General features: G+C 62.1%; 16 protein-coding genes and 2 tRNA genes. 6 read left to right on the plus strand and 12 right to left on the minus strand.

Annotated elements, in window-relative coordinates; all coding sequences use genetic code 11:
* Window positions 1-89 precede the first annotated feature (89 nt).
* A complete protein-coding gene (locus CS006_RS03670; RefSeq protein ID WP_243386708.1) occupies window positions 90-2483 on the plus strand; it encodes a glycoside hydrolase family 3 N-terminal domain-containing protein in 2394 nt (797 codons plus the stop codon).
* A gap of 37 nt (window positions 2484-2520) precedes the next feature.
* Here CS006_RS03670 and CS006_RS03675 read toward each other — a convergent pair whose 3' ends face one another.
* The 7 genes from CS006_RS03675 to CS006_RS03705 form a co-directional block, all read right to left on the minus strand.
* On the minus strand, window positions 2521-3363 hold the full coding sequence (locus CS006_RS03675; RefSeq protein ID WP_243386664.1) for an ABC transporter ATP-binding protein: 843 nt from the start codon (window positions 3361-3363) through the stop codon (window positions 2521-2523).
* A 74-nt stretch (window positions 3364-3437) separates the two neighbouring features.
* A complete protein-coding gene (locus CS006_RS03680) occupies window positions 3438-4553 on the minus strand; it encodes a taurine ABC transporter substrate-binding protein (protein ID WP_207759993.1) in 1116 nt (371 codons plus the stop codon).
* Between the two features lie 83 nt (window positions 4554-4636).
* Window positions 4637-5494 (minus strand): ABC transporter permease, encoded by an 858-nt coding sequence (locus CS006_RS03685; protein ID WP_100510376.1) that lies wholly within the window; start codon window positions 5492-5494, stop codon window positions 4637-4639.
* 75 nt (window positions 5495-5569) lie between these two features.
* Window positions 5570-6697, minus strand: coding sequence for an iron-containing alcohol dehydrogenase family protein (locus tag CS006_RS03690; protein ID WP_100510377.1), 1128 nt, complete (start codon window positions 6695-6697; stop codon window positions 5570-5572).
* A 54-nt stretch (window positions 6698-6751) separates the two neighbouring features.
* The gene (locus tag CS006_RS03695; protein WP_100510378.1) at window positions 6752-8095 is read right to left on the minus strand and encodes an aminotransferase class III-fold pyridoxal phosphate-dependent enzyme; all 1344 of its coding nucleotides are present in this window, start codon (window positions 8093-8095) and stop codon (window positions 6752-6754) included.
* A 263-nt stretch (window positions 8096-8358) separates the two neighbouring features.
* Window positions 8359-9549, minus strand: coding sequence for a PucR family transcriptional regulator (locus tag CS006_RS03700; protein WP_165777215.1), 1191 nt, complete (start codon window positions 9547-9549; stop codon window positions 8359-8361).
* Between the two features lie 123 nt (window positions 9550-9672).
* Window positions 9673-10392 carry a sulfite exporter TauE/SafE family protein gene (locus tag CS006_RS03705; RefSeq protein ID WP_100510380.1) on the minus strand — a complete coding sequence of 240 codons (720 nt, stop codon included), beginning with the start codon at window positions 10390-10392 and terminating at the stop codon, window positions 9673-9675.
* Window positions 10393-10761: 369 nt separating this feature from the next.
* Between CS006_RS03705 and CS006_RS03710 the strand changes: the two genes are divergently transcribed.
* Together CS006_RS03710 and CS006_RS03715 are read left to right on the plus strand one after the other, a co-directional pair.
* The gene (locus CS006_RS03710) at window positions 10762-12378 is read left to right on the plus strand and encodes an MDR family MFS transporter (RefSeq protein WP_100510381.1); all 1617 of its coding nucleotides are present in this window, start codon (window positions 10762-10764) and stop codon (window positions 12376-12378) included.
* A gap of 663 nt (window positions 12379-13041) precedes the next feature.
* The gene (locus CS006_RS03715; RefSeq protein WP_100510382.1) at window positions 13042-14046 is read left to right on the plus strand and encodes an AEC family transporter; all 1005 of its coding nucleotides are present in this window, start codon (window positions 13042-13044) and stop codon (window positions 14044-14046) included.
* A gap of 254 nt (window positions 14047-14300) precedes the next feature.
* On the opposite strand, the gene CS006_RS03720 is transcribed toward CS006_RS03715, so the two are convergent.
* Together CS006_RS03720 and CS006_RS03725 are read right to left on the minus strand one after the other, a co-directional pair.
* A tRNA-Ala gene (locus CS006_RS03720) sits at window positions 14301-14373 on the minus strand.
* 71 nt (window positions 14374-14444) lie between these two features.
* Window positions 14445-14518: transfer RNA gene (locus CS006_RS03725), tRNA-Ile, on the minus strand.
* 157 nt (window positions 14519-14675) lie between these two features.
* Here CS006_RS03725 and CS006_RS03730 point away from each other — a divergent pair.
* Entirely contained in the window at window positions 14676-15332 is a 657-nt protein-coding gene (locus CS006_RS03730; RefSeq protein ID WP_341476065.1) for a M48 family metallopeptidase, read from the plus strand.
* A 57-nt stretch (window positions 15333-15389) separates the two neighbouring features.
* Here the strand turns inward: CS006_RS03730 and CS006_RS03735 are convergent, their stop codons facing one another.
* The gene (locus CS006_RS03735; RefSeq protein ID WP_100510383.1) at window positions 15390-15869 is read right to left on the minus strand and encodes a Dps family protein; all 480 of its coding nucleotides are present in this window, start codon (window positions 15867-15869) and stop codon (window positions 15390-15392) included.
* Between the two features lie 182 nt (window positions 15870-16051).
* Here CS006_RS03735 and CS006_RS03740 point away from each other — a divergent pair, with 182 nt between their 5' ends.
* Window positions 16052-16558, plus strand: a complete 507-nt coding sequence (locus CS006_RS03740; RefSeq protein WP_100510384.1) for a hypothetical protein — start codon at window positions 16052-16054, stop codon at window positions 16556-16558.
* A gap of 519 nt (window positions 16559-17077) precedes the next feature.
* Here CS006_RS03740 and CS006_RS03745 read toward each other — a convergent pair.
* Together CS006_RS03745 and CS006_RS03750 are read right to left on the minus strand one after the other, a co-directional pair.
* Window positions 17078-18490: a hemolysin family protein gene (locus CS006_RS03745; RefSeq protein ID WP_100510385.1), complete on the minus strand. Its 1413-nt coding sequence runs from the start codon at window positions 18488-18490 to the stop codon at window positions 17078-17080.
* An 89-nt stretch (window positions 18491-18579) separates the two neighbouring features.
* The gene (locus CS006_RS03750) at window positions 18580-19191 is read right to left on the minus strand and encodes a carbonic anhydrase (RefSeq protein ID WP_100510386.1); all 612 of its coding nucleotides are present in this window, start codon (window positions 19189-19191) and stop codon (window positions 18580-18582) included.
* Between the two features lie 306 nt (window positions 19192-19497).
* On the opposite strand from CS006_RS03750, the gene CS006_RS10730 reads away from it, so the two are divergent.
* Window positions 19498-19662 carry a hypothetical protein gene (locus CS006_RS10730; protein WP_165777216.1) on the plus strand — a complete coding sequence of 55 codons (165 nt, stop codon included), beginning with the start codon at window positions 19498-19500 and terminating at the stop codon, window positions 19660-19662.
* Window positions 19663-20125 lie beyond the last annotated feature (463 nt).

Genomic DNA, 20125 nt, shown 5'->3' on the forward strand with positions numbered 1-20125 from the left:
CGGCCGCTGAATCGGCCGGAAGTCCGACCGTTGGACAGACCGCCAAGTCAACCGCCGAGCCGACTCGCGAACCTGTCGCCAGCGATGCGATTGACGACGATGCGATTGACGACGAGCTGCGGGCCCTGCCGTTCCGCGATCCCTCGCTGAGCATCGACGAGCGTATCGCCGACCTGTTGGGCCGCATGACGCTGCGCGAGAAGATCGGCCAGATGATGCAGCTCGACGCCCGCGGCGACCTGGATGACGAGATACTGCGCGTCAACGTCGGCTCCATCCTGCACACCAGCCCCGAGAACCTGTACCGCGCCGCCGAACTGGTGCGCCGAACGAGGCTGCGCATCCCGCTGATCATCGGCGAGGACCTCATCCACGGCTACTCGTTCTATCCCGGCGCGACCATCTTCCCCGAGCAGCTCGGCATGGCGGTCTCATGGAACCCGGCGCTGGTCGAGAAGGCCGCGCGCGTGACCGCCGTCGAAGGCGCCTCCACCGGCGTGCACTGGACCTTCTCCCCCGTGCTGTGCATCGCCCGCGACACCCGCTGGGGCCGCGTGGGCGAGACGTTCGGCGAGGATCCGTATCTCATAGGCGAACTGGCCTCGGCCATGGTCCGCGGCTATCAGAAGGGACCGGCCACCGAAGGCTCGCTCGATACCGACGCCATCCTCGCTACGGCCAAGCATTTCGCCGGCTATTCCGAAACGCAGGGCGGTCGCGACGCCTCCGAGGCCGACCTCTCCCACCGCAAGCTCGCCTCCTGGTTCCTGCCGCCGTTCGAACGCGTGGCCAAGGAGGGATGCGGCACGTTCATGCTCGGCTACGAATCCATCGAAGGCGTGCCGGTGACGTTCAACAAATGGCTGCTGTCCGACGTGCTGCGCGGCGAATGGGGCTACAGGGGCACGCTGATCACCGATTGGGACAACGTCGGCCGTGCCGTGTGGGAACAGCATGTGCAGCCGGACTACATGCATGCCGCGGCCGCCGCGGTGAAGGCCGGCAATGACCTGGTCATGACCACGCCGCGGTTCTACGACGGCGCGTACGACGCCATCCAAAGCGGGCTGCTGTCGGAGAAGGAGCTCGACGCCGCCGTCAGCCGCGTGCTGGCGTTGAAGTTCCGTCTGGGACTCTTCGAGAACCCTCGTCTGCCCGATGCCGAACGCATCAGGGCCGTGATCGGCAACGACGAGCATGGCAGGGTCAACCTCGACCTGGCCCGCGAATCCGTGGCGTTGCTGAAGAACGACGGCGTGCTGCCGTTCGATACGGATGCCGTGAGCGCGGATGCGGCGGATGCGGCCGATGCGACTGCCACCGATGACACGGAATCATCCTCCGTCAAGCCACGGCATCGCGTCGCGCTGGTCGGCCCGCTGGCCGACGACGCGCAGACGCAGCTGGGCGACTGGGCGGGAAGCTCCGGCCAGGTCACCTGGATGCCGGATGGTCATCCGCGCGAGACCATCACCACCGTCAAGGATGCGTTCGAGACGTTGCTGCCCGACGATTGGGAGGTCGTATACCGTCGGGGCGCCGACGTGGTCGACCTCGTTCCCGATCCGGAAGGCGAGTTCTTCCCCGACGGCCAGCCGCGACCGAAGATCGGCGTGCCGGCCGCCATCGACGAGACCATGCTGAACGAGGCCGTGGCCGCCGCCAACGAGTCGGAACTGATCGTGGCCGTGGTCGGCGACGTGGTGCAGCTCATCGGCGAAGGCTGCTCGACCGCCACGCTTGAACTCGTCGGCGCGCAGAACGCGCTGCTCGACGCCCTGTACGCCACCGGCAAGCCGATGGTGGTGGTGCTGATGAACTCCAAGCCGCAGGTGCTGCCCGAATCGGCCATGAACGCCAACGCGCTGCTGTGGGCGCCGAGCCCCGGCATGAAGGGCGGCCGGGCCATCGCCGAGATCATCCTCGGTCTGACCGAGCCGACCGGTCGTCTGCCCATCACATTCCCCCGCCACGTCGGCCAGCTGCCCGTGTACTACAACCAGATTCGCGGACAGCACGGCAACCGGTACGCCGATCTGACGCAGGACCCGGCGTTCGCGTTCGGCGAGGGCCTCTCCTACACCACGTTCGCCTACGGCGAGCCGACGATCGGCCATGCGGGCCTCGACCATGCCGAGGACGCCCCAACCGGCGTGATGACCACGTTCACCCGCGGCGACGTCATCGCCGTAAGCGTCGACGTGACGAACACCGGCGACCGCGTCGGCTCCGAGGTCGTGCAGGCGTACGTCGGCGACCTGGTCACGTCGGTGAGCTGGACGGACCGTGAGCTCAAGGCGTTCCGGAAGATCACCCTGCAGCCGGGCGAGACGCGGACCGTACGGTTCGAGATTCCGGTCGACGCCTGCTCCATCGTGGACGCGGCCGCGCATCGCGTGGTCGAATCCGGCGAATTCGAACTGCTCGTCGGCCATTCCAGCCGCCGCGAGGACCTTCGCCGCGCCACCTTCACCGTCAAATAGTCGGCCGATAGCCGGTGCAAGGAGCGGCCGGCGAATCCTATTCCTGATCGTCCTTCACATGGATCGCGTCGTTGATGCGGTCGCGCAGCTCCACGAACTCCGGCGTCGAACGCACCTGTTCCATGTTGTTCGGATCGTCGGGGTTCTTCGGAATCGTGATGGGAATGTCCATCTTCACGGTTCCCGGATGCGCGCTCATCACGATCACGCGGGTCGCGAGGAAGATTGCCTCGTCCACGCTGTGCGTGATGAAGAACACCGTCTTCTTGCGCTCCTGCCAGATCTTCAGCAGTTCGTTCTGCAGCTTCTCGCGGGTCAGGGCGTCGAGTGCGCCGTAGGGTTCGTCCATCAGGATCACATCCGGGTCGGTGGCCAGCACGCGGGCGATCTGCGCACGCTGCTGCATGCCGCCGGACAGCTCGTACGGGCGTCGGTTCGCGGCATCGGCCAATCCCACCATCTCCAGATAATGGTCGGCGGTCTTCCTGCGTTCCGCCGGCTCGACGCCCTGCATCTTCATGCCGAACTCCACGTTCTTGCGCACGGTGAGCCACGGATAGAGCGGCGGCTTCTGGAACACCACGCCGCGTTTCGGACTGGGCTTGGTGATGCGCTGTCCGCCGGCCAGGATCTCGCCGTCGGTCGGCTGCTCGAATCCCGCGAGCATGTTCAGCAGCGTGGTCTTGCCGCAGCCGGAACGTCCGACCACGCAGATGAAGTCGCCCTGGTTGATGGTCAGGTTGATGTCGTGCAGCGCCGTCACCTCGTCGCCCTGCTGGGTGACGAACCGCTTGTTCACGCCGCGGATGTCCACGGCGATGCCGGCCGAGTCCATCTTCTGCTTGTCGAGCAGTTCGTTCCAGGTCAATGCGTCACTCATCGGAGGTCCTTTCTCTTGTCCGTTCGCACGACGCACGTCATGTGTCATGTGCGCCGGGAACGGAGCGTCATGTCTTACTTCTCGCCGGCCACCGCGTCGATGGCTTTCGTATATAAGGAGCTGTCATATGAATTGCTGACGCTGTCGAGGCTGTTCTGCGTCTTGAGGAACTCGGCCGTCGCCTTGAACGTCGCCGGCAGATTGCCATGGAATATCTCGCTCTGCGCCTTGGCGTCGGGATAGGTGTACCCCTTGAACTGCGTGAGCACCTCCTTCGGGGAGTTGCCCAGCTGCGAGGAGACGGACTCGGCCGACTGCTGCGGCTTCTTGGCGATCTGCTTGGCGGCGTAGTCCTCCACGGCGGTCCATGTCTCCATGGCGCCGGGATTCCTCTCGGCGAAATCGGTCGAGACGAGTTCCATGTCGTAGGTGGCGGAGCCGGCCTTGGCGGTCTCGGCGCTCGACGTCACGATATGTCCGCCGTCGGCCTTGAGCTTCGACAGCACCGGATCCCAGACCCATGCGGCGTCGATTTCGCCTCGGGTCCATGCGGCCGACATCTTGTCGGGGTCGAGATTGATGAGCTTGACGTCCGTATCGTCCATGCCGGCCTCGTTCAACGCCGACAGCAGCGAGAAATGCGAGGTCGAGCCGAACGGGACGGCGATGTTCTTGCCGGCGAGGTCCTTGATGGTCTTCGCGGAGCCGTCCCGGGTGACCAACGATTCCGCCTGGCCGATGACGTCGTGGATCCACGCGACCTTGACCGGCAGGTTCAGCGGCGACGAGACGGAACGGACCGCCGGGCTCGAACCGGCCAGACCAAGGTCGAGCGAACGCGAACCGAACGCCTGGATGACGTCGCCGCCGGAATTGAACTGGTTCCACACGATCTTCGCCTTGGGCATGCAGGCCTCGAGCAGGCCCTGGTCCTTGACGACGAGGTCGGCGTTCGGAATCGCCTGCCATGCGATGCGGATGGTGCCGGTGAAGTCCTTGTTCACCGTGACCGGGCAGGTGGCGTTCTTCGCCGAGGAACCCGACGTGTTGCCGACGAGCTCGTCGGCCGTCGGCATCGGCGCGCATCCTGCAAGGCCGGCCAGCATGGCGCCGCAGGAGGCCAGCGCGGCCACGCGAACGGTGATGCGACGGCGGAAGTCGTTGCGGTGGAGGGAATCTGTGATGGTCATGATGTTCTCGATTCGTAGAAGGTCTCGGTGCGGGCGGCGCCCGCTCGGTGCGGCGTCTCGGACGTCCGGATGTTCGGCATGCGCTATTCGCGGCCGACCCACGGCGTGACCAGATGCGTGATGAGCAGGATCAGGCCGTCGAGCAGCAGGGCGGCGATGCCGATGACGAAGATGCAGGCGATGGTCAGCGGCGTATTGAGCTCGGTGCCGGAAAGATAGGCCAGTGCGCCGATGCCGGGAATGCCGTTGTTGAGCTCGGCCGCCACCACGGTCGTCCACGCGAAGCCGACCGCCAGACGAATGCCGTTCATGATCGACGGCAGCGAGCTGGGAAACACGACGAACAGGAACGCCTTAAGAGGATTCGCGCCCAACGACAGCGCAGAATTGACGCGGTCGCGGTTCACGCCGTTGATGCCATCCACCGTGGCGAGCACGATCGGCGGGAACGCGGCGAGGAACAGCAGCCAGATCTTCGTGGTGTCGCCGATGCCGAACCATACGATGAGCAGACCGATGTAGCCCAGCGGCGGCAGCGCGCGGATGAAGTTGACATACGGCAGCACTATGCGGTTCAGCCACTGCACCTCGGCCAGCAGGAATCCGATGAGCACGCCGAAGACGATGGCCAGAGCCATGCCCACGCCGATGCGTTCGAGGCTGACGACCAGATGCTGCCAGAGGAAATACTGCTGCTCGCCGCACACGATGCGCGAGGAACCGGCCGCGATCGGACGGCAGCTGTTCGCCTCCACGAACGCGTTCCACACCTGGCCGGGGCCGGGCAGATACAGGGGATTCACCAGCTTCGCGGCCGTGGCGCCCCACCAGACCAGCAGGATCAGCACCAGGGAGATCACCGGCTGGATTCGTCTGGACTTCATCCACCCCGGCAGCCGGAACGGTTTGCGTGTCGTGGGGGTCGTGGTCGTGCTGCTCATGGTGTGTTCCTCTCTTGGACGGAAACGATATGAAAAACGCACCGCTGCCTGGGACGCGGCGGTGCGTTCGGAGAATCAGTCGGTGGCGGCGAGATGCTCGTACATGTCGCGCAGCATCTCATCGGTGATGTCCACCGGATTGTTGTACAGGTTCGGGTGACGACTGATGCGCACCAGATCGTCGATCTGCGATTCGCTGAGCGCAAGGTCCTTCAGCCCCGTGCGCATGCCGATGGTCACCTTGAGGTCGTGGATGGCGTCGGCCATGGCGTCCACGTCGGCGAAGCCGAGCGTGCGGGCGAACTCCTGCACCCGGCCATGCTGGGCGTCCGCGTTGATGTGGGCGAACCAGTCAAGCGTCAGACCGCAAGCCTCGCCATGCGGAATGCCATGGATGTTGGTGAGCGGGAACGAGCACGCGTGCGACGACGTGGTCTTCGGCAGCGTGAACGCCAGACCGGCGATCACCGAGGCCTCGCACATCCTCTCGCGGGCCTCGGCATTGCGAGGCTCGGCCACGGCCACCGGCAGCCACCGGAACACCAGCTTGGCGGCATGCACGGCGCACGCATCGCAGATGGGCTGATGCCCCTTGCTCCAGTACCCCTCGATGGCCTGGCTGAGCACGTCCATGCCCGTGCAGGCCGTCACATACGGCGGCACCGAATAGGTGAGTTCCGGATCCACGATCGCCAGGTTTGGGAAGAACCCGTCGGAAACGATGGGCGCCTTCTTGCCGAGCGCACGGTTAGTGAGCACCGAAACGCACGTCACCTCGCTGCCCGTGCCCGCCGTAGTCGGCACGGCGATCAGAGGCAGATGCTTCTGCGGCATCGCCTTGCCGGTGCCGTGATAGTCGGCGATGGAATCCTCTGTCAGGCAGATGCTCGCCGCGGCCTTCGCCAGATCCATGGCGCTGCCACCGCCCATCGCCACCACAAAGCCGGTGCCCGATTCACGCATGACCGCTGCGCAGGCGTCCACCTCGCTCACATCGGGATTCGGGGAGAAATCGCTGAACATGCCGGTCAGCGCGCCGTCGCTGTCGTCGATCAGACGCTGCGCGAAACCGTCGCGCACGAAATGGCCGCTCGTGATCAGCATGCCGTTGCGCAGCCCGCGCTCGCGGGCCAGTTCGCCTATCTCGCTGACACGTCCGTTGCCGAACCGAATATCGACCGGCTGCTCGTAATCCCACATCATGATTCCCCTCCGAAGACAAATGGATGATGACCGTTCGATGATGCCACGCCGGCGTCAGCCGCAGTAGGTTTCGTCCACCCAGGTGAGCACCTCGTCCAGCTTCGGCAGCTGCTCGTTGAGCTCCTCCTCGGTGATGATCAGCGGCGGGCAGATATTGATGTTCGTCTCGCGACCGAACGTGAGGAAGCCCTTCTTCTTGAGCTCCGCCATGATGGTCGGCATCACGCTGTTCGATGCGTGGTACGGCGCCATGAGCTCGCGTGTGGCCTTGTTCTTCACGATGGTGAGCGCGGCGAACAGGCCGATGCAGCGGGCCTCGCCCACGCACTTGTGCTTTTCGACCATGGATTCGAGGAACGGCTTGAGCACGCCCTCCATCTTCTTCACGTGTGCGCACACGTCGTGGTCGAGGTAGTAGCTCACCGCGGCCACGCCGGCGGCGCAGGCCAGCGTGTGGCCGGAATAGGTCAGGCCGCACTGCAGCACATGGTCGGTGAAGTAGTCGGAGATCTTCTTCGAGACCACGACGCCGCCCAGCGGCACGTAGCCGCAGGTCACGCCCTTCGCGAACGTGAACATGTCGGGCTTCAGATCGAAGTTCTGCCAGGCGAACATCTTGCCGGTGCGGCCGAATCCGGCCATCACCTCGTCGCAGATCATGAGGATGCCGTACTTGTCGCACAGTGCGCGCACGCCCTCCATGTACCCCTTCGGCGGCAGGATCACGCCGTTCGCGCCGACGATGCTTTCCATGAGGATCGCGGCCACGTTGTACGGGTTCTCGTAGATGAGCTGATCCTCGAGACGCTTGAGATACAGCTTCGTCACCTTCTCGTCGTCCACTCCACGGTCGAAGCCGTCCTCGTACATGTTCGGGTTCATGAAATGCACGAAGCTCGGGGCCTCGCCGCCGGCCTCCGTGGCGAAGCGGCGCCAGTCGCCGGAGGCGAACGACGCGCCCAGCGTGGAGCCGTGGTAGCTGCGGTAGCAGCTGAAGATCTTGGAGCGGCCGGTCACCATGCGGGCCATCTTGATGGCGTTCTCGTTGGAGTCGGCGCCGCCGTTGGTGAAGAACACCCGCTGGTAGAAGTCCGGGCCCGCCACGTCGACCAGCATCTTGGCCAGCCGGGACTTCGGCTCGGAGGCGTAGGCCGGCGACATGAAGCACATCTTGTGCGCCTGCTCGGTGATGGCGTCCACGATCTCGGGCAGTTCGTGGCCGAGGTTCGAACACACCAGCAGCGACGACATGTCGGCGTACTTGTTGCCGTCGTAGTCCCACAGGTAGATGCCCTTGGCCTCCTTGACCGGCATCGCCTTGCCGCCCTGCTTGTGCCACGACTGCATGACGTAGTCCTGATGCAGCTTCGCCACTTCCTCACCGGTCAATGCTTCCATCGTCGTCTCCTTAGTGTCCGTCAGTTTCGTCGTTGTCCATCGGCGGAAAATGGGCGCAAAAAACTATGCACGATACACAAAATGCAGGGTTTCTCGCGCCATGTGATCCGCGCGGTAATCTCAAGGAATCGTTGTGTTCCTTGATGTACTTCGTACTTTACGAACCTCGTGGGCGAGGAACAACGATGCGGAAACCAAAGCTGATTGTGCTCTGGCACAATCAGTGGCGGGCGACGTATGCTGAGGCCGGCTGCCGGAGGACGTCAGCAGTCGAGGATCTCCCTTACCCGCAATCCCAGCGACAGCTGCTCCCTGGCGGCGAAATCCGAAAGATTCATCCCCAGTATGTGCTCGATCTTGTTGATCTTGTAGGTCACCGTATTACGGTGCACGATCATCGTCTCCGCGGTCTCCTTCACACTGCCGCTGAAACGCAGGTACGTACGCAGCGTCTCCGTCAGATCGGTGTTGTTCACTCGGTCATGCTCGACCAGCGGGCCGATGGTCGACTCATAGTAATCCTCGAGGATCTCCGTGTCCGGAATCGACAGCAGCAGCTTGTCGACGCCCGAATCCTCGTAGAGGAACGGTTCGCCGTCGCGGCCGCGATGCTTCTGCAGTCGTTCGAGCTTCAGACCTTGGGCGTAGCTCTTGCCGATGCACCGGGCCGTGCGAGTCACCTTGCCGATTCCCAGATACAGCAGCTCGTCGTCGTTCGTGATCCTGCGGCATGCGGCCAGCACCGACCTGACCATCGCCTCGACCTTGTCGATGTCGTAGCGGGCGAACACCATCACCATGCGGTGTTCGAGCTGCAGCAGCGCGGCCCGCCACTGATGTCGGGTTATCAACGATTCCGCGGCGCGCACGAACGCCGCCAGGCGAGTGTCGTTCACCCGTGCGGGCGTGCCCTGCCGGTCGTCGCACGCGCAGACCTCCATCACGCCCACGCAGTAGTTCCACTGCTGTCCGAATCCGTTCTGGTCCATGTAGTCCATGTACAGTTCCTCGCGGTCCGGCCAGAATATGGCGTTCTCCAGTGCGGCCGCCAGCTCCATGCTGTGCTTCTCCGACATCGTGATCGTCAGACTGAACTGGTGCATGATCTGCGCCATGTGCACGCTCCACGGCACCCTGAACAGCGGAAAGTCATGGGCGTTGCAGTACCGGATGACCTCGGGGCTGATCTGCCGGATGAACGGGCCGACGTTGACCACCAGGCCGCTGGCGCCGTTCTCGTCGCATTTGCGGACCACGGAGATCAGATCCTCTTGGCTTTCCAGGCCGATGCCGGTGGTGAACGCTATCTCCTGGCCCTCGAGGAATCCCGCAATCTCCTCGTTCTCCACCATGTGCACCCAGCGGACCGGGCGTTCCAGCCCGTTCTGGCCGGCGAGCAGCGTGACCTCGTGGTCCTTCGCCTGCTCGAACAGTTCCTTGAGTCGTACGGTCATGGCCGTCATGCTACGACGGTCACGATACGACGATGTTATCGGGCATCATGCGCATTCGCCGTTGCGCGGCAAGGAGTCGGAGGCTTAGGACACTTCGGGACGAGGCGTTGCGGCGCCGCTCCGTCAGACGATGACCGACAGACCGGAGACGATGAGCAGGCCGTACGTCATCTTCAGGAACGTGGCCTGGCACATGCGATGCTGCAGCCAGTTGCCCAATGCAATCGCGCCGGCCAACGCCGGCAATCCGATGCCGGTCAGCAGCATCGTATGCGCGGTCACCGCGCCGATGGCCACCTGCTCGACGCCGATGAGCACGCCGAGCGCCACCCATACGCATGAGACGGTCGCCCGGAACTCGTCCTTGTCATGCAGCACGGCGGCGGCATAGAACACCAGCAGCGCCCCGCCCGCCAGAAACATGCCGTGGACCATGCCCGCGGCCAGCAGAATCACCACCTGCATCGTACGGGACGGGTTGTGCTTCGCCGGGCACAGCAGGTTCTTCAACGCTATGGCGATGATGAACACGCCATAGCCCTGCAGCATCGGAATCTGCGGCAGCATGCGGTACAGCACGATGCCTCCGGCCATGCCGACCACCATGAACCCCAGCATCTTCCACAGATGATGCCATTGGATGTGCCGACGGTCGTGCGCGCCGATCCACAGGCAGGAGATCACCATGATGGCGTTCAGCACCACCTTCGCCTCCTCGGCGCCGATGAGACGAATCGAGAACGGCATGGCCAGCAGCGTCCCCGCGAATCCGGTGATCGCCTGGATGACGTTGGACAGGAACAGCACCACAAGAAAGACGGCATCCCTGAGAAATACACCCATCTTTTACTCCCGACTTATCGTTTTCGATATGCATGAGGTCGCGGCGCCGCGTCGTTCTGTCGGAATCGATGGTGTGTATCACGCCGTTCGGAGACAGAATACCCGAGTCATGTAACGGGCATGATGCGGGTGACGGGCGGGAACCGCCCGATGGGTGAATTGCCGACGGCGTAAATCCCGAAGCAGGCGTAGAGTACTTGCGTCGGTCAATCAGATGATCGGCGCACAGTCCGCGGACGACGATACAAACAACGATTCAACAGCGCGAAACGCACGATATGAAACGTACGATGTGAACCGTTACACACGAGCAAAGGTACCGCCGGCGGGCCATCAGGAGGACGAGCGACGAACGGAAACAGGTGAAGCATGGCGGAGGAACAACATCCCGAAGAACACGAGGAACGGCGCAACGACGTCGCCGTCGCAGATACGGTCGGTTCGAAGAAGACCGACGAACGGAAGGCCAGACAAGGCGGTTCCGCAGGCCGTGTCCTGACCCGCGAGGAATCGTTCCGAAACGGCCATCTCACCCGCGTGGCGTTGATCTCGCTGTCGATTCTCACGCTCATCACGTTCGTCGGCAACTTCACGCAGCTGCAGCTGAGCTCCGCGCTGCCGGCCATCGTCGACGAATTCCACATCAGCGTGACGACCGGACAATGGCTCACCTCCGTGTTCCAGCTCGTCATGGGCGTTATGGTGCCGCTGACCGCGTTCCTCACGCGACGTTTCTCCACGAGGCAGATCGTCATCACGTCGATGGCCGTGTTCACGCTCGGCTCGGCGATCTCATGGCTCGGACCGACCTTCGTGCTGGTGCTGCTCGGCCGTATCCTCGAAGCCGTCGGCACGGGCGTGATGTGGCCGGTACTGCAGATCACCGTGTTCTCCATCTACCCGCTCTCCCGCCGCGGCATGGCCATGGGCACGGTCGGCCTCGCCATGAGCGTCGCGCCCGCCATCGGACCGACGCTCGGCGGCTGGCAGGTCGACGCCGGCGGCTGGCGTTCGATATTCCTCACGCTCACCATCATCGGCGTCGTCTGCCTGGTGGCGTCGGTACTCGGCCTGCACAACTTCGGCGAGCACGATCCGACCGTCAAGGCCGACTTCTTCTCCGTGATTCTTTCGATCTTCGGATTCGGCGGCCTCATGTTCGGCTTCACCAACATCGAATCCTTCCCCATCACGCATCCGATGACATGGCTGCCGATGACCATCGGCGTGTTCGGCATCATCTGGTTCGTGACCCGTCAGCTGCGCCGAGACAAGCCGCTGCTCAACCTGCGTGTGCTGAAGAACCGCGGCTTCATGGTCGGCACGATCACCGCGTCGGTCGCGTTCTTCGCGTTCAGCTCCATCCTCGTGATCATGCCGCTGTACATCCAGAACGACCGCGGCTATTCGGCGCTCATGAGCGGCGTCATCATGCTGCCCGGCGCCATCGGCATGGCCATCACGCAGTTCTTCGGCGGCCGCGCGCTCGACACGTTCGGCGCCCGCCCGGTCGTGCTTTCCGGCAGCATCATCCTGACGCTGGGTACGCTGGCGATGAGCCTCATCTCCGCCGACTCGTGGATCTGGTGGGTGTCGATCTGCCAGTTCATCCGTCAGATCGGCATGGGATTCGTGCTCATGCCGGTCACCACATGGTCTCTCAACTGCCTCGAGCCGGAGGACGTTTCGGCCGGATCGTCGGTGACGAACACGGCCCGGCAGATCGCCGGCGCCATGGGCGCGCCCGTGCTGGTCATCCTCATGGAGGTCATCGCCGACGCGCGGCAGGCGGCGCTCGGCGGCGGACAGGCCGCCGCGGTCGCCGCAAGCATCTTCGGCATCCAATGGGTGCTGCGCATCAGCGGCGCATTGTGCTTCATCATGGTCCTGTTCTCCGTCTTCGGCGTGCGAGGACAGGGCGCCGGCTCCGCCCACGCGCTCGGACGCGGCGCGATGAAGAAAATCCGTGGTCTGAACCACCGCTGATGGTCGGAGCAGGCCGGTTTCAGCCGGTTCTTTGGTAAATCCGGTTGTAAAGGGACTGATTTCGGGGTCTTCATGACCGGAATCACCAAGTCAGGAAGTTGGTGATCGGTTCGACCAGGTTTCGTGACCGGAATGACCAAGTCAGGAAGTTGGTGATCGGTTCGACCAGGTTTCGTGACCGGAATGACCAAGGTACAAGGACTGTACAAGGCCTATAAAAAGAGAAACCCCGGCGGGTTGGAACGCCGGGGTAGAGAGAGGAAGAGAGAAGAAGGGTTCAGTTATCAGATTCGAAGAGAGGAATCTCATCAGCGTTTCCGTTGACAGTTCCTATATAACAGCACGACTCTTGGCATAACGCTGTGAAATCCTTGGATTTCTCTGTATGAATCGTGGCGATTGTGTAACATCGTCCGATTCGGGAATCGTCGCCATGATGTCTCCGAAGCGCCGCATTCGCGGAAAATCATGGCCAACAATACGTTCATCGGCGGCGGAACGATATACCGTTATAACGTTTGCTATGACGCAGACGACCGTCCACGTTGCAGACCTCCGGCCGTGCTGCCGAACCTCGCAGTTGAGGGGCGCGGGGCGGAATGGTGACGCGTCGGCGGACACGACCGCAATCGACGAACGAACGACAGCGAAGAAGGCGAATGTATGGAGAAGATTATCGACCCGGTGGTGTTTCTGTGCATCATTCTGCTGGGATACGCGTTCAAACGCATCGGATGGTGCAAGACCGACGACTACCGCATCATGCAGAAGATCGTCTTCAACCTGCTGCTGCCCGCAGCCGTGGTCAACTCGTTCATCAGCAACGAGCATGACATGAGCCTGCTGTGGGTGGCGCTGTTCGGCTTCCTCGCCGCGTTGGTCCCCATCCTCGTCATCTACGCGTGCACCGGCAGGACGCCGCTCGGCAACCGCGCGTACTACATGCTCAACGGTTCGGGATTCAACATCGGCTGCTTCGCACTGCCGGTCGTGCAGGCGCTTATGGGACCGTCCGCCGCCGTGGCGCTGGTCATGTTCGATATCGGCAACTCGGTGATGATGTCCGCCGGCATGAACGCCGTGACCACGCAGCTGCTGCGCATCGACGACACACACCCGCTCTCCCCCGAGGAACAGGCGAAGCCGCTCGGGCCGAAGCCTCCGCGCAAGATCCTCGACAAGGACGCCAGGCGGCTCCAGCGGCGCGCCAACCTTCGCCGTATCGCCCGCAACTTCTACAGTTCCGCCGCGTTCATGACGTACATGCTCATGCTCGTGCTGATGGTCACGCATCTTTCGATCCCGCCGGTCGTCGGCCATATCCTGCAGCCGCTGTCGAACGCCAACGCGTTCTGCGCCATGTTCATGGTCGGCATGCTCATGGACCTGCCGAACGGCATGAAGGAGATCAAGCCGCTGGCCACCGTGATCGCCTGGCGTTGGGCGTTCGCGTTCATCCTCTCCGCCGCCGCGTGGTTCCTGCTGCCGGTCGACCCGTGGGTGCGCAAGGCCGTGATCTTCGTGTGCTTCGCACCGGTTGGCGTGTTCTCCACGCTGTTCACCGACCGCGTGCTCGGCAACGCCAAACTCGCCGGCCTGTGCCTGGCGTCGACGGGCGTGCTCGGCCTGATCGCCATGACCGTCGCCAATATCGTCATCCCCGCATGACGATGCGCCGAGGGGCATCACGCATGTCGTTCGGAGGGCGCGTCCTCCCGGAGGCGTGTCGTGCGATAGTCGTGCGATAACCCCGCCAAGATTCGTCCTGGTTCGGCGTGTCGTCGGTCTAAGGAATTTCAGAAAGTTGCATCCCCTGTGCATCCTTAGACCTGTTGAAATTTGATGAAATGAGATGAAAATACGCAGAAAATGCGATAATGAAAAACGCCTGAAACCGTTGAGATTTCAAGCGTTTTGAGTAGTGGAGCATACCGGGTTCGAACCGGTGACCCTCTGCTTGCAAAGCAGATGCGCTACCAGCTGCGCCAATGCCCCGCTTCAGACTATTTTAGCCTTGCATAGAGAGAAAAAAAGCGGCTCGAAAAGCCGCTGTGTTCTTCTCTGTGTGGGCCCGGGAGGACTTGAACCTCCGACCTCATCCTTATCAGGGATGCGCTCTAACCACCTGAGCTACGGGCCCAACTCGTTGCGTTTTCTCAAACGCACAAGTGTTTATACTAGCGAGGGGTTCGTAATCTGTCTAATCGGCGTGTCGCGATTGGCCTCGGCTATGAATACCGCTATGAACGCCGCTATGAACGTCACGGTTATCGGCCCGTCGCGGAATGATTATGGGCATGAACGAACCAGCGCGCACTCCCCCATCAGACGGTCGCCGAAGGAGCGGCGTCTCGCAGCGCCGCGCGTCATCCCGCCGTCGTGCGCAGACCCTGTCGGTGGAGGTGCTGGACATCGAGGGGCTGGAAGTCACCGTGACGCGCAAGACCGTCAAGAACATGTATCTGCGCATCAAACCGCCGGACGGTCGTATCGAAATCACCGCGCCGCAGAAACTCAGCCGTGCGGCCATCGCCCGGTTCGTGCGCTCCCGTCGCGATTGGATAGAATCGCAGCGTCGCAGCGTCGTCAACGCCGAAGAGCGGTCGCCTCTCAAGCAGCCGTGGAGCGAGGAGCGCAAGCGCGAGGCCAAGCGCATTCTCAACGAGCGTATCTCCCGGATGCTGCTGTATTGGGTGCCCATCGTCGGCAAGATTCCGACGGATATCTCGCTGCGTCGCATGAGCACGCGATGGGGGTCATGCACGCCGGCCACCGGACGCATACGCATCAATCTCGAATTGGCGTTCCTGCCGGAGGCATATCTTGAGTACGTGCTCGTCCATGAGCTGACGCATCTGTGGGAGCGGGGCCACGGTGTGGGGTTCCAACGTCGCATGACGCAGTATCTGCCCGAATGGAAGCGTCTGCGTCGCGAACTGAACCAGTTGGTATAGGAAAAACGGCTCCCCTATCAAGAGGAGCCGTAGGGCAATATCAATATTTCCCGGCGCCTACGCGATGTGGCTGCGGAGGAACCACTGGAAGAGCTCCAGCGCCTGCACGTGGTCCTGGATGATGTTGGAGCTGACGACGTCGAGCTCGTCCAGCTCGGCTATGGCCTTGCGGTCGTCGGTGATGAACACGTCGTAGTAGTCGATCAGCGCCTTGATGTAGTCCTCGGTGGAGGCGCGGCCCTTGAGGTCGAGTCCCTTCCACGAGCGGTTGCGCACGATGGCGTCCGGCGTGCCGTCGGGTGCGCCGCCCAGCGTTGCGATGCGTTCGGCGGTCTCGTCGGCCTGGGCGAGCACGACCTCGACCTGCGGGTCGAGCATTTCGTGTACGGCGATGAAGTTCGGTCCCTGCACATTCCAATGCGCATGCTTGAGTACGAGTGCCGCCTCCTGCTCCTGGCTGAGACGATTCTGCAGAATGGCGATGGTCTTCTCGGCCTGCTCGTCGCTGAGCCCCGGAACGGTGAATTTCAGAGTCATGGTATTCACACTTTCTTGTTGGTATGGCTGATTATCAGTTGATCGTCAACCGGTCGTCATGCAGACGATGACTCCATTTTCCCTTTCGCACTCGACAGTGCGGCATCTGATACTGCATTCGGGTTTTGACGCGTTGCCGGCAAGTCCCCTACTCTAAGACTTGGAAGACGCAAGGAGCAGATATGTCCGACATGTACACGTTAAGTGAGCTGTCTCAAAAGACCGGGATCTCGCAGGCGGCTTTGAGCAAGAGGATTCTCCGGGGGAAGCTGGCCGCCCAGAAGGACGACAAGGGCCATTGGGTCGTGGCTGCGGAAGAGGCCGAAAAACTGCGTCACGGCAGGCGAGGCAGGGCGGCATCCTCGACGGTTTCCCCGGCGTCGGGGGAATCCTATAGTCGTTCCGCTTCGCGGGAGACGGAGGACCGGACCATGGAGCCCTCTTCCACGGGCGCCGTGAGTGCCGTTGCTTCCGTGGGTGCTGTGAACGCCGCGACCTCCGAGAATCTGCATGCCAGGACGACGGTGACGACCGCCGAGATCAATGACCTCAGGAACCGTCTTGCCCGCAAACGCGCCGAGATCGAACGGCTGGAAGCCACCCTTGCCGGCTTGAGGGAGTCCGCATCATTGCTGGAGCAGCTGCTGGCGGCCAAGACCGAGCTGATGAACAGGCGTCGGCGCATATAGGCGTTTGCATGGACGTCCACGCAGACAACGTTGTCTTGATATTGTCCTAGGTATTTGTCGGACATTAGGACATGAATATAGTCCTACCCTAATTATGTCTTCTTTTCTTTGTCTTACTTGGACTTTGCGGCGTACTGTCCATGCATAGATCCCGCCGGTTTTTGTTTCGGGGCAGGGGCGGGATTCAATAAGCCGCTGGCGCCAAGGCTTTGTAGCGCCGCATTGCGGCTTTGCCATGTTCGCCGGCCGCCTCGTGCTTATCCGCGATAAGTCAGGACATAAGACATCGCACCTCGTTGTACTGGGACATTGATGTTTATATAGGACAAGACATTAGTAATTGTCTTGTCCTACAGTGTCTTAATCTGATTGTCCTATTGTCCTGATTGTCGTAATGTCGTAGATTGTCGTACTTCGGATGGTCGTGGATAAACGATGATGGCCCGCCGCCGCATCATCATGGGATGTGCGGCGGCGGGCCATCATCGATTCGTGGTCGAACGGGCTGTAATCAGCCGATTATTCGTGCTCGACGGCCTCGCCGTCATTCACATTGCGGCTATTGCGGCCGGACGAGTCCGTATGCGCGTCGCCGGCCGTGCTGCCGTCGGTATCGCGCTCGCCGCTTTCGGCCGGCGGATTCGCGCCGCTGCGACGCACCTCTATCGTCTGGATGCGACGGCCGTCCACCTCGGTGATGACCATATCGTATCCGTCGTCGGAATGCAGCACGGCTCCGACCTTGCCCATCTCGCCGGTCTTGGCGAGGAAATATCCGGCGACGGTTTCGTATGGGCCGTCCTCGAGCTCGATGCCGGTGAGCTCGTCGAAGTCCTCGATGGTCATGCCGCCGTCGATGCGCGCCACGCCGCCCACGAACGCGGATCCGGGCTTCGCGCCGCCGGGTTCGGTGGGCAGATCGTATTCGTCGCGGATGTCGCCGACGAGTTCCTCGGTCATGTCCTCCAGCGTCACGATGCCGTCGGTGCCGCCGTATTCGTCGATGACGATGGCCAGATGGATGCCGCGCTTGCGCAGCAGCGACAGGCTGGGCAGCAGCTTCGACGTGCCGGGCAGCGAGATGCCCTCGCGGGTCACGTCGGCGACCGTCTTGGCCTGCTTGTTGCGGATGTCGAGCAGGTCGCGCACATGCACGAATCCGAGCACGTCGTCGAAGTCCTTGCCGATGACCGGATATCGCGAATACGGCTTGTCCCGCACGAAGTCGGCGGCCTCCTCGATGGCCATGTCGCCGTCGATGAACACGACGTCGGCACGCGGCCTCATGACCTCCGCGACGATGGTTTCGGAGGCGTCGAACACGTCGTCGAGAATCACGCGTTCGTCCTTGCTCAGATTCGTGTTCGACGAGACGAGCACACGCAGCTCGTCGTCGCTGACCTCGGATTCCGTCTCGTTCGGGTCGAAGCCGAGCAGACGCACGATGCCGTTCGTGTTCTTGCCGATCAGCCAGATGATGGGGCGGCAGATGGTGGCGAACACGTCGATCGCCGGCACGACGGCGCGGGCGATCGCCTCGGTCTTCTGCATGGCGATGCGCTTGGGCACCATCTCCGAGATGACGATGGAGCAATAGGAGATGACGAGCGTCAGTCCGATGGTGATGAGCGGATTGGCCACGAACGTGGGCACGCCCCAGCCCTCGACCAGCGGAATCAGGAACGGAGCGATCGACGAGGCGCCGAACGATGCGGACAGGAAGCCGGAAAGCGTGACGCCGATCTGCACGGTGGAGAGGAACGTGTTCGGGTCGCGGGCGATCTTCGCCACGCGTGCGCCGCGGGCATCCTCCTGTTCCATCTGCTCGATCTGCGAGCCGCGCAGGCTCACCAATGCCAGTTCGGTGCCGGAGAACATGGCGCCGATGATCAGAAAGACGAAAATCAGCAGGATATTCAAACCAAGTGACATGGCTCCACCCTATCCGAGCCCCTTTACGACTGACTGCTGTCTGCCGCAAGGCGGTCCCGTCCCTCTCGGGAGCCGCAACACCAGGCCGTCTAGAACGACAGCACCTCCACCTTGCCGTCGGAGATCTTGTACCTCGCGCCGACGATGGCGACCTCGCCGGAACGCACGGCGCCGCGAATCACCGGCGAATCGGTGACGAGCGCCTCGATGGTCTGCGCCACATGGATGCGTTCCACGTCCTCGGCCGTCGCCTCGTCGTCGGCGGCGAACGCGATTCTGGCGGAGGCGCCGACCTCGCGCATGAGAATGGAACGGAAGCCTTCGTCCTCGGTGTTCTCGTCGCCGGCGAGCACCTTCATTGCGGCGGCCACGGCGCCGCAGTTCTCGTGGCCCATGACGACGATCAGACAGACGTGCAGATGCTGGATGGCGTATTCCAACGATTCGAGCACGGCGTCGTCGACGACCTCGCCGGCCGTGCGGATGTCGAACAGGTCGCCAAGCCCCTGGTCGAAGACGATTTCCGGCGGCACACGCGAATCCGAGCAGGAAAGCACGGCCGCATCGGGATGCTGGCCGCCGACGAGCGATTCGCGCGTGGTGCGGTCCTGATGCGGTCGCTGCGCCTCGCCCTCCGCAAACCGACGATTGCCTTCGATAAGACGACTCCATGTCGCCGCGATTCGAGTCTGTGCGTCCATGTCGTTCCCCTTCCGTCTATTGATATGCAAAAGACCGACGTTAAAGAACGTCGGTCTTAAGCCCTCATAGGTTGGCGCGAATGGAGCGCCTGCTAATGGGAGTCATTCCCTAGAAAGTCGTTGCGCACCGCCTTGAATGTAGGGAACGTTAGCGGTACCCCTGATTAGCGATTCCGATTTTAGTCGATATGATGGCATATGTCGAAAAGGCTTCTTAGCGGTGGCCGGATTGACCGCCTGACAACCGTCAGGTGTCGTTGCCGTGTCGTGAGCGCGGCGCGGCCTTCATGGGTAAAGGACATTATCATGTCTCGAATGGATGAGGAGCCGCGTGACGGCTCTATGATTCAACTCCTGACGGTGCTGGTCATCGTCATGTCTGCCAAGATTGATTCGATTGCGGCCGATGCCATCTGCGTGGGACTCGCGACCTACGCGATGTGGGAGCATCATCTGAGCTGCCGCAACTAGTGGCACACTCAGTCCGTCCGGCTCGTTCGGGCCGGACGGGTCTTCTTTCGCATGTTTGAGATTCGCGGTTGAAAGGGTTCTGGCGGATTCAAGTTTCGTATCCTCGATTGAGAACAATCTCAATTGAGGATATCTTGGTTATTGTTCTCCTGATTTGTTGTTGGTGCGTCTTTGCGAGCGCTTCCCCATCATGCCGTTTCCCTTACTTTTCAACGCTTCTTATGTAATGTGCCTTCTGAGAACAACCCGCGACACGCGCAAGTTGATGATTTTTAGATGTTGTATATATGATGTCGGTATCAAGTTTGAGAACGATATCAAACTTGATACGGACGGGAGATGCAATAGCGCATCCTGCCGCTGCTTATGTGCTGCACTGCGACGTGTATCGCATAATATTCCCCAATAGCAAGGTTTTCCATAAGCTCTCTCACTTCTGTGGAGTACGGACTGCTGAACGGCT

This window comes from Bifidobacterium primatium (genome assembly GCF_002802875.1).
Taxonomy (GTDB): Bacteria; Actinomycetota; Actinomycetes; order Actinomycetales; family Bifidobacteriaceae; genus Galliscardovia; species Galliscardovia primatium.